This window comes from Streptomyces sp. NBC_00887 (genome assembly GCF_045207585.1).
This window is the reverse complement of the sequence record NZ_CP108788.1, coordinates 1989305-2006206: the sequence shown is the minus strand read 5'-3', so window position 1 is coordinate 2006206 and position 16902 is coordinate 1989305. Positions and strand designations below refer to the sequence as shown.

12 protein-coding genes and 1 tRNA gene are annotated in these 16902 nt (G+C 67.6%); 5 read left to right on the top strand and 8 right to left on the bottom strand.

The features are described from left to right. The first annotated feature begins 18 nt into the window (after positions 1-18). The 3 genes from pepN to OG844_RS09145 all read left to right on the top strand — a co-directional run bounded on the left by pepN (position 19) and on the right by OG844_RS09145 (position 5603). Positions 19-2571: an aminopeptidase N gene (gene pepN / locus OG844_RS09155; protein WP_406389373.1), complete on the top strand. Its 2553-nt coding sequence runs from the start codon at positions 19-21 to the stop codon at positions 2569-2571. A gap of 216 nt (positions 2572-2787) precedes the next feature. Continuing rightward, the gene (locus OG844_RS09150) at positions 2788-4185 is read left to right on the top strand and encodes a pyridoxal phosphate-dependent decarboxylase family protein (protein WP_406389372.1); all 1398 of its coding nucleotides are present in this window, start codon (positions 2788-2790) and stop codon (positions 4183-4185) included. Beyond that, entirely contained in the window at positions 4182-5603 is a 1422-nt protein-coding gene (locus OG844_RS09145) for a lysine N(6)-hydroxylase/L-ornithine N(5)-oxygenase family protein (protein WP_406389371.1), read from the top strand. Before OG844_RS09150 ends, OG844_RS09145 begins: the two co-directional genes overlap by 4 nt. A gap of 167 nt (positions 5604-5770) precedes the next feature. On the opposite strand, the gene OG844_RS09140 is transcribed toward OG844_RS09145, so the two are convergent. Then, on the bottom strand, positions 5771-7582 hold the full coding sequence (locus OG844_RS09140; RefSeq protein WP_406389370.1) for a bifunctional metallophosphatase/5'-nucleotidase: 1812 nt from the start codon (positions 7580-7582) through the stop codon (positions 5771-5773). Positions 7583-7850: 268 nt separating this feature from the next. On the opposite strand from OG844_RS09140, the gene pyk reads away from it, so the two are divergent. Beyond that, a complete protein-coding gene (gene pyk, locus OG844_RS09135; protein ID WP_406389368.1) occupies positions 7851-9284 on the top strand; it encodes a pyruvate kinase in 1434 nt (477 codons plus the stop codon). A 13-nt stretch (positions 9285-9297) separates the two neighbouring features. Here the strand turns inward: pyk and OG844_RS09130 are convergent, their stop codons facing one another. Both OG844_RS09130 and OG844_RS09125 read right to left on the bottom strand, forming a co-directional pair. Then, positions 9298-10086: a helix-turn-helix domain-containing protein gene (locus tag OG844_RS09130; RefSeq protein WP_406389366.1), complete on the bottom strand. Its 789-nt coding sequence runs from the start codon at positions 10084-10086 to the stop codon at positions 9298-9300. An 84-nt stretch (positions 10087-10170) separates the two neighbouring features. Then, positions 10171-10254: transfer RNA gene (locus OG844_RS09125), tRNA-Leu, on the bottom strand. 93 nt (positions 10255-10347) lie between these two features. Here OG844_RS09125 and OG844_RS09120 point away from each other — a divergent pair. Then, a complete protein-coding gene (locus OG844_RS09120; protein ID WP_329212156.1) occupies positions 10348-11004 on the top strand; it encodes a response regulator in 657 nt (218 codons plus the stop codon). A gap of 81 nt (positions 11005-11085) precedes the next feature. Here the strand turns inward: OG844_RS09120 and OG844_RS09115 are convergent, their stop codons facing one another. The 5 genes from OG844_RS09115 to OG844_RS09095 form a co-directional block, all read right to left on the bottom strand. Continuing rightward, on the bottom strand, positions 11086-11802 hold the full coding sequence (locus OG844_RS09115; RefSeq protein WP_406389365.1) for an ABC transporter ATP-binding protein: 717 nt from the start codon (positions 11800-11802) through the stop codon (positions 11086-11088). Beyond that, positions 11799-12776: an ABC transporter ATP-binding protein gene (locus tag OG844_RS09110; protein ID WP_406396059.1), complete on the bottom strand. Its 978-nt coding sequence runs from the start codon at positions 12774-12776 to the stop codon at positions 11799-11801. The genes OG844_RS09115 and OG844_RS09110 overlap by 4 nt, the downstream gene beginning before the upstream one ends. A gap of 5 nt (positions 12777-12781) precedes the next feature. Further along, a complete protein-coding gene (locus tag OG844_RS09105; RefSeq protein WP_406396058.1) occupies positions 12782-14515 on the bottom strand; it encodes a branched-chain amino acid ABC transporter permease in 1734 nt (577 codons plus the stop codon). A gap of 5 nt (positions 14516-14520) precedes the next feature. Then, the gene (locus OG844_RS09100) at positions 14521-15453 is read right to left on the bottom strand and encodes a branched-chain amino acid ABC transporter permease (protein WP_406389364.1); all 933 of its coding nucleotides are present in this window, start codon (positions 15451-15453) and stop codon (positions 14521-14523) included. A gap of 101 nt (positions 15454-15554) precedes the next feature. Beyond that, positions 15555-16787, bottom strand: coding sequence for a branched-chain amino acid ABC transporter substrate-binding protein (locus OG844_RS09095; RefSeq protein ID WP_406389363.1), 1233 nt, complete (start codon positions 16785-16787; stop codon positions 15555-15557). Between the last annotated feature and the right edge of the window lie 115 nt (positions 16788-16902).

Genomic DNA, 16902 nt, shown 5'->3' with positions numbered 1-16902 from the left:
TACGGCAGCATGGGCGCCATGTCCGTACTGACGCGCAACGAAGCGCAGACCCGAGCCCAGCTCCTCGACGTACAGCGGTACACGGTCGACCTCGACCTCACCACAGGCGAGGACACCTTCGACTCCCGTACCGTCATCCAGTTCACCGCCCACACGGCCGGAGACACCTTCGTCGAGGTCAAGCCCCAGACACTGCGCTCGCTCAGCCTCGACGGACAGCCCCTGGACCCCGAACGCCTCACCGAGAACCGCTACCCCCTCGACCGGCTCACCGCGGGAACCCACGAACTGCGCATCGACGCCACCATGCGCTACTCCCGCACCGGCGAAGGCATGCACCGCTTCACCGACCCCGCCGACGGCGAAACCTACGTCTACACCCAGCTCTTCATGGAAGACGTCCAACGCGTCTTCGCCGCCTTCGACCAACCCGACCTCAAATCCGTCTTCGACATCACCGTCACCGCACCCGACGACTGGACCGTCCTCGGAAACGGCACCGCCCACCAAGCCGCCCGAGGCCGCTGGAGCATCGCCCCCACCCCACCGATCTCCACCTACCTCGTCGCCGTCGCCGCAGGCCCCTGGCACACCGTGACCACCGAACACGCCGGCCTGCCCTTCGGCATCCACTGCCGCCGCTCCCTCGCACCCCACCTCGACGCGGACGCCGACGAGATCCTCTCCATCACCCGCGACTGCTACGACCGCTACCACGAGAAGTTCGACGAGCCCTACCCCTTCGACTCCTACGACCAGGCCTTCGTCCCCGAATTCAACGCCGGCGCCATGGAGAACCCCGGACTCGTCACCTTCCGCGACGAATTCATCTACCGCTCCGCGGTCACCGACGCCGAACGCCAGACCCGCGCCATGGTCATCGCCCACGAAATGGCCCACATGTGGTTCGGCGACCTCGTCACCCTCACCTGGTGGGACGACATCTGGCTCAACGAGTCCTTCGCCGAATACATGGGCTACCAGACCCTCACCGAAGCCACCCGCTTCACCGACACCTGGGTCGACTTCGGCGTCGCCCGCAAGGGCTGGGGCTACGACGCCGACCAACGCCCCTCCACCCACCCCGTCGCACCCGACCCGGACGCCGTCCCCGACACCGCATCCGCCCTGCTCAACTTCGACGGCATCTCCTACGCCAAGGGCGCCTCCGCCCTGCGCCAACTCGTCACCTGGCTCGGCGAAAAAGACTTCCTCGCCGGAATCAACACCCACTTCGCCCGGCACAAATTCGCCAACGCCACCCTCGCCGACTTCATCGACAACCTCGCGTCCGCCACCGACCGCGACGTCCACGCCTGGGCCGACACCTGGCTCCGCACCACCGGCATCGACACCCTCACCGCCCACGTCGAAGACACCGACCGCGCCTGGACCCTCACCGTCGACCACCACGGCAACCGCCCCCACCGCATCGCCGTCGGCACCTACGACCACACCCTCGACACCCGGTCCGGCGCCGCCGAACTCGTCCTGCGCGACCGCTTCGACCTCGACATCCCGCACACCGGCGAACCCACCACCCTGCCCGGCCGACGCCCCGCCCTCGTCGTCCTCAACGACAACGACCTCACCTACGCCAAGATCCGCCTCGACCCCGCCTCCTGGGACACCGTCCTCGGCAGCCTCTCCGGCATCCCCGACGCCCTCACCCGCGCCCTCATCTGGAACACCGCACGCGACATGGTCCGCGACGGCGAACTCCACCCCACCACCTACCTCACCACCGCCCGCACCCACCTCCCCCACGAAACCGACCTCACCCTCGTCAACGGCGTCCTCGGCTTCGCCGCCACCCAGATCGCCGACCGCTACCTCACCCCCCACGACCGCCCCGCCGCACTCGCCACCCTCACCTCCCTCTGCCGCGACCTGCTCCGCCGCACCGAAGGCCTCACCGCCAAGGACTGGGAACACCACCCCGACCACACCCCGCCCGCCGGCGCCGACCCCGGCCTGCGCCTCACCGCCGTACGCCACTTCATCGACGCCGCCACCCAACCCGACACCATCCAGGACTGGCTGGCCGACGGCACCGTCCCCGGCGGACCCGAACTCGACCCCGAACTGCGCTGGCGCATCCTCACCCGCCTCGCCGTCCTCGGCGCCACCGACGAAACCGCCATCGACGCCGAACTCACCCAGGACCCCAGCGCCACCGGACAGGAAGGCGCCGCCCGCTGCCGCGCCGCCCTCCCCACCCCCGAAGCCAAAGCCGCCGCCTGGCACGCCATGTTCACCGACGACACCCTGTCCAACTACCTCTTCACCGCCACCGCCCAAGGCTTCTGGCAACCCGAACAGGGCGAACTCCTCCAGGACTACGTCGCCCGCTACTACCCCGACGCCACCGCACTCGCCGTACGCCGCGGCCCCGCCATCGCCGAAGCCGCAGGCCGCCACGCCTTCCCCGCCCACCACGTCGACACCGACAGCCTCCGCCACGGCACCGACGCCCTCGACGACAAGGCCCTCATCCCCGCACTCCGCCGCAAACTCACCGACCAGCTCGACGACCTGCGCCGCGCCCTCGCCGTACGCGACGCCCACTGACCCACCACCACCCCGTGCCCGGCCCCCGAACCAACAGGGGCCGGGCACAGCCATGCGAACAACGCACTCCTATACCAGCCCCACCCCACACACCCCACCCACACCACAGAGCAATCCCCCTTTCGGGGTCAGATCGTCGGTCTCTTCGGCCGGGGTCCCAAAAACCCGGACAAGCTGGTACGTCCGCCCCCGCGCACCCGAAGGACCACACCGACCATGCCCCTCCCACCCCTCGCCGGAGGCACCGCAGGCCCCACCCACCTGCGCCCCCTCCTCGACACCGTGCTCACCGCACTCCACGACGGCGCCGCCCACCGCAACGGCCCCCTCCCCGCCGGCGGCCCCGACACCGTCACCCACCACACCCACCACACCACCGGCCCACTCATCCCCGACCACGGAACCGGCGCCCACCACGCCCTGCGCACCCTCGTCACCGCACTCACCGAAGGCGCCGCAGACCCCGCACACCCCCACTGCGCCGCCCACCTGCACACCCCGCCCCTCGCAGTCGCCGCCGCAGCCGACCTCGCCGCATCGGCACTCAACCCCTCCATGGACTCCTGGGACCAGGCCCCCGCCGCCTCAGCCCTCGAAACCACCCTCACCAGCACACTCGCCGCCGAGATCTACCCCCACACCCCCCACCCCGACGCCCTCATCACCACCGGCGGCACCGAAGCCAACCAACTCGCCCTCCTCCTCGCCCGCGAACGCCACGGCCCCGTACAGACCATCTGCGCCGCCAACGCCCACCACAGCATCACCCGCGCCGCCTGGCTCCTCGGCCTCCCCGCCCCCGTCGTCATCCCCGCCCCCACCGGCGTCATGGACCTCCCAGCCCTCCACGACGCCCTCACCCGCCACCAGGGCCCCCTCCTCGTCACCGCCACCGCAGGCACCACCGACACCGGCCAGATCGACCCCCTCGACGCCATCGCCGACCTCACCACAGCCCACGGCGCCGAACTCCACATCGACGCCGCCTACGGCGGCCCACTCCTCCTCAGCCCCACCCACCGCCACCTCGTCCACAGCCTCCACCGCGCCCACAGCGTCACCCTCGACCTGCACAAACTCGGCTGGCAACCCGCATCAGCCGGCATCCTCGCCGTCCCCCACCACCACGACCTCGACGCCCTCCACCACCAAGCCCCCTACCTCAACGCCGACGACGACACCGACGCAGGCCTCCCCGACCTCCTCGGCCGCTCCCTGCGCACCACCCGACGCCCCGACGCCCTCAAGATCGCCGTCACCCTCCAGGCACTCGGCCGCGACGGACTCGCCGACCTCATCGACCGCACCCTCGCCGCCGCCCACCACCTCGCCGACATCGTCACCGCACACCCCCACCTCGACCTCTACGCCCGCCCCACCATCAGCACCGTCCTCTTCCGCCCCACCGACGCCCACGACACCACCGTCGCCACCATCCGCCGCACCCTCCTCACCCACGGCCACGCCGTACTCGGCCGCGCCCACGCCGACAACCGCCTCTGGCTCAAAGCCACCCTCCTCAACCCCCACACCACCCCCGACGACCTCCACCGACTCACCGACCTCGTCACCCACGCCGTCACCGGCCTCACGGAAGGCAGCACACCCCGATGACAGACCGGCCCACCCCCGACCAGCCGCACGACCTCATCGGCATCGGCATCGGCCCCTTCAACCTCTCCCTCGCCGCCCTCGCCCACACCATCCCCACCACCCCCGACCACCCCCGCCCCACCACCGCCTTCTACGAACAACGCCCCCGCTTCCACTGGCACCCCGGCCTCCTCATCGACGGCGCCACCCTCCAAGTCCCCTTCCTCGCCGACCTCGTCACCCTCGCCGACCCCACCAACCCCTGGACCTTCCTCAACTACCTCCGCACCCAGAACCGCCTCTACCCCTTCTACTTCGCCGAGCGCTTCCACATCCAACGCACCGAATACGACGCCTACTGCCGATGGGTCAGCGAACAACTCCCCACACTCCACTTCAGCCACCAGGTCGACGCCATCCGCTGGAACCCCGACCAAGCCCTCTTCGAAGTCGACTACACCCACCTCGACAACGACGGCGAAGCAGCAGCACTCGGCCGCGCCCGCACCCGCCACATCGCCCTCGGCGTCGGCACCGAACCCTTCGTCCCCGAACCACTGCGCCCCCTCGCCGAAGCCCCGAACATCCCCGTCATCCACTCCGCCGACTACCTCCACCACCGGCAGAAACTCCTCGACGCCGAGCACGTCACCGTCATCGGATCCGGCCAGTCCGGCGCCGAAATCTTCCTCGACCTCCTCCGCGCCCGCCCCCGAGGAGCCGAAAAACTCCACTGGCTCGCCCGCACCCAGGCCTTCGCCCCCATGGAGTACTCAAAACTCGGCCTCGAACACTTCACCCCCGACTACACCCGCTACTTCCACGCACTCCCCGAAGCCGTACGCGACACACTCGTCCCCAGCCAGTGGCAACTCCACAAAGGCATCGACACCGACACCATCACCGCCATCCACGACGAGCTCTACCGGCGCACCCTCCACGGCGGCTGGCCCGACGCCACCCTCACCCCCGGCGTCCACGTACGCACCGCCGGCCGACTCTCCGGCACCCGCATCGAACTCCACCTCGAACACACCCAGCAACACACCCGCACCAGGCTCACCACCGACGCCGTCGTCCTCGCCACCGGCTACCGCGAACGCCCCCTCGACACCCTCCTCACCGGCCTCACCCCCCACATCCACCGCGACGCCTCCCAACGCCCCCACATCGACGACACCTACCGCCTCGGCCTCGACCCCGCCATCGCCGGCCACATCTACGTACAGAACGCCGAACGCCACACCCACGGAGTCGGCGCCCCCGACCTCGGACTCGCCGCCTGGCGCAGCGCCACGATCCTCAACGACCTCACAGGCACCACCCCCTACCCCCTCCCGCACCGCACCGCCTTCACCACCTTCGGCCTCACCCCCCACCCCGCACCCAAGATCCCCCAACAGGGCCCCGCCCTCACCCCCCTCGCACAGGGCCACTGACCCCCGCAACCGCCCGAACCCGGCCGCCCCCGGACACACGAAGGCGGCCGCCCTCCCGAAGGAGAACGGCCGCCCCACACCCACCCGCAGAAACAACGGGTCAGAACCACCCGGTCAGACACCGGGCCGGAACCACCCGGTCAGAACACCGGGCCGGAACAACCCGGTCAGAACACCGGCACACCGTCCCGCGTCAGACGCCAGCCCACCGAAGCGAACTCCGCCGGATCCACCGAACCCTTCGCCTGCACCCACCCGATGATCGTGTTCCGGATCTCGTCCGAATTCGCCCACAGCTGCTTCGCACCCGGCACATGCGGGAAATTACCCCCACCGCTCGCCCGGTAGTTGTTCACCGCCAGCACGAACTGCGCAGCCGGATCAACCGCCTGCCCCTCGAACGACAACCCCACAATCCGCGAACCCGCAGGCTTCGCGATGTCGATGTCGTACGACACCCCCGACACCGCGTCATAGTTGTAATCCGGTGTACCGCCCGCATTCGTCAGCTTCGACGTGTCCACCGGACCACCCGCCGCCGTCTGCACGTAATACCGCGCCGAATACTCCAGATAATCCTTGAGCTGCGCACCCGTCACCAGACGCGCCTCAAGCGTGTTCTCGAACGGATACAGCCCCGCCGCATCCCTGATCGTCACCTGACCGGCCGGTATCCCCGCCGTACGCGAGAAGCACGACGCCTGCGACAGCACCGGCAACGCCGCATACGCGCCGGAAGCCAACGCCGCCTTCACCGTGTCCGCCTGCACCTGGTTGATCAGATCGATGATCGGCTCGTCCTTCCACGGAGCCTCCACCGTCGTCATCGCCACCACCGACGAACCGATGACCTGATTCACATAGGCCACCACCTTCGTGTGCTCATCCCCGAGCAACGACGTGATCCGCGGGTCCTCCGCCACCGTGTTCGAGTTCAGCACCTCGGCGCCGACCTTCTCCACCGCCCAGCGGCCCTTCTCCCACACCAGGTCGAAGTCGAACAACGTCAACCGCTGCCCCCACTTCAACGGCTCCGAAAGAACGACCTGCTTACCCGTCTCCTTGTTCGTCACGAAGTACTCAGGAATCTCCGAGTGCGCATGACCCACCAGAATCGCGTCAATACCCGGAACCTGCTCCGCCACCAGACCCGCCGCGTTCTCCACGTACGGCAGCTGATCCCCGTACGACGACGTACCCGACGAACCCGAATGCGCCGAAACGATCACCACATCCGCACCCATCGAACGAAGCTTCGGCACCCACTTCGCCGCCTGCTCCTCAAGCCCCGGGAACACCATCTTCCCGCCCACATTCGCCTTGTCCCAGATCGCGATACCAGGATTCGTCAACCCCAGCACCGCCACCCGCACATCCGGCCCGTGCGGCGTACGCAAACGCTTGATCACATACGGGGCGAACGCCGGCCGCAACGTCTTCGCATCCAGCGCGTTCGCACCCAGCAGCGGGAAATCACACTGCTCCTCGAACTTCCGCAGCACCGGAATGCCGTAATTGAACTCATGGTTCCCGAGCGCAGCCGCGTCGTACCCGATCTTGTTCATCGCCTGGGCCATCGGATGCACCGGACCACGCTGCGCAGTGATCGGATCGATCTTCGCGTAGTAGTACGACAGCTGGGTGCCCTGGATCGTGTCACCCGCATCGATCAACAGCGTGTTCCCGCACCCGCGCTCCTCGCGGATCTGCTCCACCAACGTCGAGATCTTCGCCAGGCCCACATCGTTGTGCGCCTTGTCGTCGAACTCCTTGTCCGTGAAGTAGTCCCAGTTGAAGACGTTGCCGTGCAGGTCCGTCGTCCCCATCACGGTGAACGAGTACCGCTTGGCCGGGCGGCCGTGCCCGTGCCCCTTCGACTCCGCAGCCCCGGCAGGACCGGCAACGGCCCCGCCCGCCAGCGCCACACCCGCACCCGCGGCGGCCGACCGGCCCAGAAAGTTCCTACGGTTCAACGGCATTCCTGACTCCTCGTTCAATTGAACAACGCGCGTAGATTCTGGCTCAGCCACCCCGCCCCGCAACACCCCACGCAGGTTTCGATCTGATGACCACGGGGCGCACCCACCCGCACGGACCCGCCCGCACCCCCGACACCGCACCCGCCGCACGCTCATCAGAGCGACCCGCTGCACAATTCAACACTTGTCAATAAGCTTTCACCCAAAGGTTGTTGGGGAGTCATGCAGAGATAAATACCTACCCATAGGTAAGGTCTAGGCTCGAACCATGCGCCGAGCGAAAATCGTTTGTACCCTGGGACCCGCAACCAACACATACGAGCAGATCAAGGCACTCGTCGAAGCGGGAATGGACATCGCCCGCCTCAACCTCAGCCACGGCACCTACACCGAACACGAACAGCGATACCACCACGTACGCAAAGCATCCGAAGAGACCGGACGCAGCGTCGGAATCCTCGCCGACCTTCAAGGCCCGAAGATCCGCCTCGGACGCTTCACCGAAGGCCCCGTACTCCTTGAACGCGGCGACGACTTCACCATCACCGTCGAAACCGTCGAAGGCGACCGCCACACCTGCGGAACCACCTACGACGGCCTCGCCGCCGACGTCACCACAGGCGAACGCATCCTCGTCGACGACGGCCGCGTCACCCTCGAAGTCACCCAGGTCGACGGACCACGCGTCCACACCACCGTCATCGAAGGCGGCATGGTCTCCGACCACAAAGGACTCAACCTCCCCGGCGTCGCCGTCTCCGTCCCCGCACTCTCCGAAAAAGACATCGACGACCTCCGCTGGGCCCTGCGCACCGGCGCGGACATCATCGCCCTCTCCTTCGTACGCAGCGGACGCGACATCGACGACGTCCACCGCATCATGGACGAGGAGGACCGCCGCCTCCCCGTCATCGCCAAGGTCGAAAAGCCCCAAGCCGTCGACAACATCGACGACATCGTCGCCGCCTTCGACGGCATCATGGTCGCCCGCGGAGACCTCGGCGTCGAAATGCCCCTGGAACAGGTCCCGATCGTCCAGAAGCGAGCCATCAAACTCGCCAAGCGCAACGCCAAGCCGGTCATCGTCGCCACCCAGATGCTCGACTCGATGATCGACAACTCACGCCCCACCCGCGCCGAAGCCTCCGACGTCGCCAACGCCGTCATCGACGGCACGGACGCGGTGATGCTCTCCGGCGAGACCAGCGTCGGCAAGTACCCGATCGAAACCGTCCGCACGATGGCCCGCATCGTCGAAGCGGCCGAGGAGGACATCCTCGCCAAGGGCCTCCCGCCCCTCACCGACCGCAACAAGCCCCGCACCCAGGGCGGCGCGGTCGCCCGCGCGGCGGCCGAGATGGGCGACTTCCTCGGCGCCAAATTCCTGGTCGCCTTCACCCAGAGCGGCGACACGGTCAAGCGGCTCTCCCGCTACCGCTCCCCGATCCCGCTCCTGGCCTTCACCCCGGACGAGGCCACCCGTGCCCAGCTGAACCTCACGTGGGGCGTGGAGACGTTCCTCGGGCCGCACGTGGACTCGACGGACGCGATGGTGGCGCAGGTGGACGAGGAGCTGCTGAGGATCGGGCGGTGCCAGAAGGGGGACGTCGTCGTGATCACGGCCGGCTCCCCGCCCGGAGTCGCGGGCTCGACGAACCTGGTGCGGGTGCACCACATCGGCGAGGACGACAGCCCGAAGTAGGGGCGCGCTCGGCTCAGTATTTCGGCCCGACGTGAGCATCCATGAGCGCGACGGATGCCCGTCGGGCGACGGAGATGTTGTACTTCTTGCCCGCGCGGGTGCAGTGCGTCCACTCGATGCCGAGCTTGTCGAGAGTGTCCGTGTAGAGCGTCCGGATGTCGTCCGAGACGTTGGTGAACCAGTACCGCGGATACTCGTACCGCTTCCGTACGCCGCCGACCATCCGGGTCGTCCAGTTCATGTTCCGGCAGCCGTCGGAGTGGATGAGGCCGCGGATGAAGTCCCAGGGGTGCGCGTCGACGATTTCCTGCTGCCAGGGTTCGAGGATGATCGGGCGTTCGTGCTTCCTGCCCGGGCCGTGCTGAGGGAAGAGGCATTCAAGGTGCTTGGAATAGACCTTGACGTTCTGGCACCCAATCTTGCGCACCCGGCACACCTTGTTGTCGGGAAAGACATCGCGCAGTGCCCGCTCGGCGGCGTCCATGAGACCGGGCCAGACGTTGCCGCACGTGATCATGAGATTCGGGACCCGGTGGCCGGAGTAGTGGCTGACGTGGCCGTCGCCCAGGTAGAGACCCAGCAGGTACGCGTAGGCGGGCTCGTCCAGTGCACGGCGATCGCAGCGCGGGCACTTGGGATCATGTGAGCCGGGGCACTCGCCGCGTTTGGTGCGGTCCATGTGTTTCCAGTAGCTGATGGTGCCTGCGGGGATGTTGAGCTTGCGGGCCACATCGGCATTCCTGGCACCGTTCCGGAGCATTGTGACTGCCCTGAGCCGGACTTCAGATCCATGGAAGTTCATATGACCACCATGAGTTACTGCGAGTCGCCTTGTGTAATGCAAAGCGGATGTTCACGAGAACGTGAACATCCGCTTTGACTGTTGTGCCGGGTATGGGATTCGAACCCACATGTCCTTTCGGACAGAGGTGTTTGAGACCTCCGCGTCAGCCAGTTGCGCCAACCCGGCTTGGTAGCCGGTCAGAAGTGTACCTGGTGACCAACGGGCGCAGCAGGTAGGTAGGCTCGTGGGAGCAGTATCTGCCCCATACCGAGGAGCCCCGTGACCACCCCCGAGTCGCCCCAGCCCGTAGACGCCGCCGACGACGACAAGTCGCACGTCCCGCCGCTGACGACCCGTGTCGTCATCGCCGAGGACGAGGCGCTCATCCGTCTCGACCTCAAGGAGATGCTGGAGGAGGAGGGCTACTCGGTCGTCGGTGAGGCCGGCGACGGCCAGCAGGCCATCGAGCTCGCCCGGGAGCACAAGCCGGACCTGGTGATCCTCGACGTGAAGATGCCCGTACTGGACGGGATCTCCGCTGCCGAGAAGATCACGGAGGAGTCCATCGCCCCCGTGCTGATGCTCACCGCGTTCTCGCAGCGCGACCTCGTCGAGCGGGCCAGGGACGCCGGTGCGATGGCGTACCTGGTGAAGCCGTTCAGCAAGAGCGACGTCGTGCCGGCCATCGAGATGGCCGTGTCCCGTTTCTCGGAGCTGAAGGCCCTGGAGAACGAGGTCGCCGACCTCTCGCAGCGGCTGGAGACCCGGAAGCTGGTGGACCGGGCGAAGAGCATTCTGCAGACGGACTACGGCCTCTCCGAGCCCGCCGCGTTCCGGTGGATCCAGAAGACGTCGATGGACCGCCGGCTTTCCATGCAGCAGCTCGCCGAGGCGCTGATCGAGGACGCCGAGGAGAAGAAGAAGGCGGCCGAGTAGGCCCGTACGGACATACGAAGGAGGCCCGCACCCCGGATCGATCGGGGTGCGGGCCTCCTTCGTGTACGGGAGCGGAGGGTGTCAGTCCTCGCCGAGGTAGGCCTTGCGGACCGACTCGTCGTGGAGGAGGTCCGCGCCGGTGCCCGAGAGCACGACCTTGCCGACCTCCATGACGTGGCCCTGGTCCGCGAGGGAGAGGGCCGCCTGGGCGTTCTGCTCGACGAGCAGGATCGTGGTGCCTGCCGCCTTGAGCTCGACGATGGTCTCCATGATCTTCTGCATCATGATCGGCGAGAGTCCCATGGAGGGCTCGTCGAGCATGAGCAGCTTGGGCTGGGACATGAGTGCGCGTCCCATGGCGAGCATCTGCTGCTCGCCGCCGGAGAGGGTTCCTGCTGCCTGCTTGCGGCGTTCCCCGAGGATGGGGAAGAGGTCGTAGGCGCGCTGGATGTCCTTCTCGATGCCTGCTTTGTCCGTGCGGAGGAAGGCGCCGAGCTGGAGGTTCTCCGCGATGGTGAGGCGGGGGAAGATGTGTCGGCCCTCGGGGGAGTGGGCGAGGCCGAGTGACACGATCTTGTGTGCCGGGATGCCGGTGAGGGGCTTCCCGTCGAAGAGGATCCGGCCGCCGGAGGGCTTGAGGAGGCCGGAGAGGGTGCGCAGGGTGGTGGTCTTACCGGCGCCGTTGGTGCCGATGAGGGTGACGACCTGGCCGGCTTCGACGCTGAAGGAGATTCCCTTGACGGCTTCGATCTTGCCGTAGGCGACCCTGAGGTCCTCGACCTCGAGCAGTGCGGTCACTGGTCTTCCCCTTCTGTGCTGGTGGTGCGCTCCGTCTTGCCCGCCTTGAGGGCTTCGGATCCGGGCGTTGCCGCCTCGGCCGGGGCTTCCTCGGCTTCTGCCTCCTGGGCCTCGGGCGTGGTGTCGGCTTCGGGGGCCGGCTCCGGCTCGGGTGCCTGTGCGGGGGTTTCGGCCTTCTCGGGGGTGTCCGCCTCGAAGGGCGTGCCGAGGTAGGCGGCGACGACTCGTTCGTCGCTCTGGACGACGGAGGGCGTGCCCTCGACGAGCTTTTCGCCCTGGACGAGACAGGCGACGCGGTCGCAGAGGTTGAAGATGAAGCGCATGTCGTGCTCGATGACGAGTACGGCGATGCCCATGTCCCGGATGGCGAAGATGAGCTCTTCGGTGACGCGGGTTTCCTGCGGGTTCATGCCGGCGGTGGGCTCGTCCAGGAGGAGGAGGCCGGGGTCGCTGGCGAGGGCGCGCGCGATTTCCAGCTTGCGCTGGTCTCCGTAGGGGAGGTTGCGTGCGAGGTGGTCGGCCTTGTCCTGCAGGCCGATGAACTCGAGGAGTTCCATGGCGCGTGCGTGGGAGGCGGCTTCGGCCCTCTTGAATCCGGGGCCGCGCACGAGGGCGGACCAGAGGCCTTCCTTGGTCCTGGTGTGGCGTCCGACGAGGACGTTCTCCAGGACGGTCATGTTGGCGAAGAGCCGGATGTTCTGGAAGGTGCGGGCGATGCCGGCCTGGGTGACGAGGTGGGGCTTGGGCGGCAGGACGGTGCCCTTGTAGCTGACCTTGCCCTCGGTGGGGATGTAGAGGCCGGTGAGGCAGTTGAAGAAGGTGGTCTTGCCGGCACCGTTGGGGCCGATGAGGCCCACGATCTCGCCCGCGTTGACGGTGAGGTCGACGTTGCGTACGGCGGTGAGGCCGCCGAAGCGCATGGTGACGCCGCTGGCGTCCAGCACGGGCGTGGTGGTTGCGGTGGTGGTCGTCATGTCGTTCACGCCCCCGCCTTCACGGTGCCGACGCCGGATTCGGGCAAGGTGCCTTCGGGCGTGTCGAGTTGGCCGGTCTCGTGGTATTCGAGCTGGGCCCGCCGGTTGGCGATGAGGCCTTCCGGGCGGAAGCGCATCAGCAGGATGAGCGCGAGGCCGAAGCCGAGGAGCTGGTAGTCCTGGAGGAACTGCAGCTTCGCCGGGATCATGTACAGGAGCGTGGCGCCGATCAGGGGTCCGCTGATCGTTCCCATGCCGCCGAGGATGACTGCGGCGAGGAGGAAGGCGGAGTTGGGCGGCACGGGGCCGGCGAAGACGTACATCTCCGGGACGACGGTGCTCTGTACGTGTGCCTGGACGGTGCCGGCGAGGCCGGCGAGGGTGGCGCCGAGGGCGAAGGCGATGAGCTTGACGCGGAAGCCGTTGATGCCCATGGCGGTGGCGGCGGTCTCGTCCTCGCGGATGGCGACCCAGGCGCGGCCGATGCGGGAGCTGCCTGCGCGGCTGAAGACGAGGACCACGAGGATCATCGCGAGCAGCATGAGCAGGTAGTAGTTGGCGTATCCGCCGAGTTCGAAGCCCAGGATGGTGTGGGAGTCGCCGAAGTCGTATCCGAAGAAGACGAGGTCGGGGACGTTGGGCACGCCGTTGGGGCCGTTGGTGATCTGGGGTCCGGATACGCCGTCGAGGTTGCCGACGGTGATGCGGAAGATCTCGCCGAAGCCGAGGGTGACGATGGCGAGGTAGTCGCCGCGGAGGCGCAGTGTGGGCGCTCCGATGACGACACCGAAGATCAGGGAGACGGCTGCTCCGGTGAGGACCGCTGCCCAGAAGGGGAAGTGGACGTCGAAGGCGGAGGCGGTGGTTCCGGAGACGAGTGCGGCGGTGTAGGCGCCGACGCCGAGGAACGCGACGTATCCGAGGTCGAGGAGTCCGGCGAGGCCGACGACGATGTTCAGCCCGAGTGCGACGGTCGCGAAGATGAGGATGTTGACCGCGATGAGGGTGAACTGGTCGGTGCTCTGGGTGAAGGGGAATGCTGCGGCGGCCACGAAGGCGGCGGCCACGGCGATGGGGCGGTACTTGGTGGTGAGTGCGGAGAGCCGGGCCATGATGCCGGACTTGAACAGCGCGCCGACGGCGAAGCCTGCGGTGATCATGTAGCCGGTGAAGAGCTCGGCGTACTCGGTGTCGATGCCGTAGGTGACGACGAAGAGGCCGGTTCCGAAGGCGGCGACGATGATGAGGATCTCGGCCCAGGAGGGGAGGTCCTTGGGGCGCGTGGCCTTGCGGGTGTCGTCGGGCAGACGGAATGCGACGAGGGGGATGAGGGAGGCCACCGCTGCGACGTAGCCGCCGGGTTCCAGGTTGACCACGCCACCGAGTTCGACGGCGATGGCGATGACGGTGAACCAGGTGGTGGCGACGGCGCCGAGGGCCAGGAACTGGAGGGCCTTGGTGGTGCCGGTCGGGGCGAGCCAGCGGAAGCCCCGGATGTCGAGGGCGGCGAGTGCGTACAGGAGTACGAGGGCGCCTGCGACGAGGGTGAGGACCTGGAGGCCGCCGGGGTAGCCGTAGACGGTGAGGTCGCCGGGGAACTCGTCGGTGTAGGTCCAGGACATGAACGTGCTGGCGATGGTCGCGATGCCGCCGAGGGCGGTGAGGCGGCGCAGGCCTGCCGTCCGGGAGCCGGTGTCGGCCGGTGCGGCGGCGGTGATGTCGGTGGTTTCGGTTGTCATGGCACTCACGCCCGATCCGCGACGCGCTCGCCGAGCAGGCCTTGTGGCCTGACGAGGAGGACGACGATGAGAAGTACGAATGCCCAGACGTTGGCCCAGGCGCCGCCGCCGAGCTGCTGCATGCCGGGGATCTCTTCGATGTAGGCGATCGAGAGGGCCTCGGCGAGACCGAGGACGACTCCTCCGACCATGGCTCCGTAGATGTTGCCGATGCCGCCGAGGACTGCGGCGGTGAAGGCCTTGAGTCCGAGGAGGAAGCCCATCTCCCAGCCGATCTGGCCCTTGTCGACTCCGTAGGCGACGGCTGCGACGGCTGCGAACGCGGCACCGATGGCGAAGGCCATCACGATGATGCGGTCGGTGTTGATGCCCATGAGCTTGGCCGTGTCGGGGTCCTGTGCGGTGGCCTGCATGGCGCGGCCGCTGCGGCTCTTGGAGACGAACATGCCGAGGGCGAGCATGCACATGGGGGCGAGCACGAGGATGAAGGCATCGGCGCGCTGGATGTACAGGTTGTCGAACAGCTGGAAGGAGCCGCCGTGGAACTCGGGGAAGCTGAGGGGCTTCTTCGCGTCGGGGTAGAAGCCCCAGACGAGCTGCTGGAGGACGATCGAGAGGCCGATCGCGGTGATGAGCGGGGCGAGCCGGGGGGCGCCGCGCAGTGGTCGGTAGGCGAAGCGTTCCGCGGCTGTGGCTATGGCGACGGAGGCGATTGCGCCGCCGACGATCATGAGGGGTATGGCCACCAGTAGGGACGTTCCGCTGGGGAGCGCCATGTAGGTGGTGAGGGCGCCGAAGCCCCCGATCATGAAAATCTCGCCGTGGGCGAAATTGATGAGCTGGACGATCCCGTACACCATGGTGTACCCGATGGCTATGAGGCCATAGAGCGCGCCGAGTGCGAGACCGTTGGCCAGCTGTTGCGGCAGTTCGTTCACCGCAGGGCCTCCGATGAGCTTGTCGGATATGACGCCGCGCGAGGGCGCTGTTTTCGCCCTCGCGCGGCTACGAGCAGGTGGGACGGGGGTTGAGCGGTGGGTCAGTCCTCGAACGTGGCGCTCTTGACGTCCTTCCAGGCACCCTTCTGGACCTCGTAGACGGTGAGCTGCTTGTTCGTGGTGTCACCGAACTCGTCGAAGGCGACCTTGCCGGTCACGCCGTCGAAGGAGACCTTGGCCATGGCCTCGACGACCTTGGCGCGGGCGTCCTCGGGGAGCTTGCCGTCGTTCGCGGCGACGACGGCCTTGACGGCCTGGATGATGGCCCAGCCGGCGTCGTACGAGTAGCCGCCGTAAGCCGCGTACGGGTCCTTGTACTTCTCGGCCGCGTAGTCCGCGATGAACTTCTTGGCGGTCGGGAGGGCCTCGACCGGGTAGCCGATGGAGGTGGCGAGGTCGGTCTCGTTGGCCTCACCGGAGGCGCTGATGAAGGCCGGGTCGTAGATGCCGTCTCCACCCATGGTGGGGATCTTCGCGCCGGTCTTCTTGATCTGGTCGGAGAGCAGGCCGCCCTCGGGGTACTGGCCGCCGAAGTAGACGGAGTCGGCGCCGGATCCCTTGACCTTGTCGGCGGTGCTGGAGAAGTCGGTCTCCTTCACCGTGACGTGGTCGGTGCCGACGACCTTGCCGCCGAGGCGCTCGAACTCCGCGGAGAAGATGGCGGCGAGGCCGGCGCCGTAGGTCTGCTTGTCGTCGACGACGTAGACCTTCTTCTTCTTGGCGTCGTTGTACAGGTACTGGGCGGCGAACTTGCCCTGGACGACGTCGGTGGCGCAGGTGCGGAAGTACGTCGCGAAGGGACGCTTGAAGTCGCCCTTGCCCCAGTTGTCACCCTGGCTGAGTGCCGGGTTGGTGTTGGCCGGGGAGACCTGGACGAGGTTGGCCTTCTCGAAGTCGCCCTGCATCGACTGGGCGACGCCGGAGTTCAGCGGGCCGACGGCTCCGATGACGTCCTTCATGCCGACGAGCTTGGCTGCGTTGGCCTTGCCGGAGGCGGGGACGGCCTGGTCGTCGAGGGCTTCGATCTTGAACTCGATGCCCGGGACTTCGTTGTTCTTGTTCGCCGTCTTGGCGGCGAGGTCAACGGAGTTCTTGATGCCCTGGCCGAGTGCGGAGAGAGAGCCGGTCAGCGGGGCGTCGACGCCGATGACGACGGTGGTCTTCTTGCCGCTGTCGTCGTTCTTGCCACTGTCGTCGCGCGACCCGCAGGCGGTGAGGGTGAGTGCTCCTGTGGTGAGCACTGCGGTGAGGATGAGCGAGGAACGGTGTCGCACGAAAGGTCCTTTCCCTGGCGCGGCCTCCTCTGCTGAGGTGCCGTGACGATCGCCGGGCCGTACTGGTGGTTTAAAAGGCTGTGCAGCAGTGGCGCCCGGCGGCGCGGTGACTGGC

What these genes read in the sequence shown, in the direction of transcription:
- OG844_RS09105 (WP_406396058.1), bottom strand. Translation starts at nt 14,515, where the DNA reads ATGACAACCGAAACCACCGACATCACCGCCGCCGCACCGGCCGACACC.
- OG844_RS09145 (WP_406389371.1), top strand. Translation starts at nt 4,182, where the DNA reads ATGACAGACCGGCCCACCCCCGACCAGCCGCACGACCTCATCGGCATC.
- OG844_RS09110 (WP_406396059.1), bottom strand. Translation starts at nt 12,776, where the DNA reads ATGACGACCACCACCGCAACCACCACGCCCGTGCTGGACGCCAGCGGC.
- OG844_RS09150 (WP_406389372.1), top strand. Translation starts at nt 2,788, where the DNA reads ATGCCCCTCCCACCCCTCGCCGGAGGCACCGCAGGCCCCACCCACCTG.
- pepN (WP_406389373.1), top strand. Translation starts at nt 19, where the DNA reads ATGTCCGTACTGACGCGCAACGAAGCGCAGACCCGAGCCCAGCTCCTC.
- OG844_RS09140 (WP_406389370.1), bottom strand. Translation starts at nt 7,582, where the DNA reads ATGCCGTTGAACCGTAGGAACTTTCTGGGCCGGTCGGCCGCCGCGGGT.
- OG844_RS09130 (WP_406389366.1), bottom strand. Translation starts at nt 10,086, where the DNA reads ATGAACTTCCATGGATCTGAAGTCCGGCTCAGGGCAGTCACAATGCTC.
- pyk (WP_406389368.1), top strand. Translation starts at nt 7,851, where the DNA reads ATGCGCCGAGCGAAAATCGTTTGTACCCTGGGACCCGCAACCAACACA.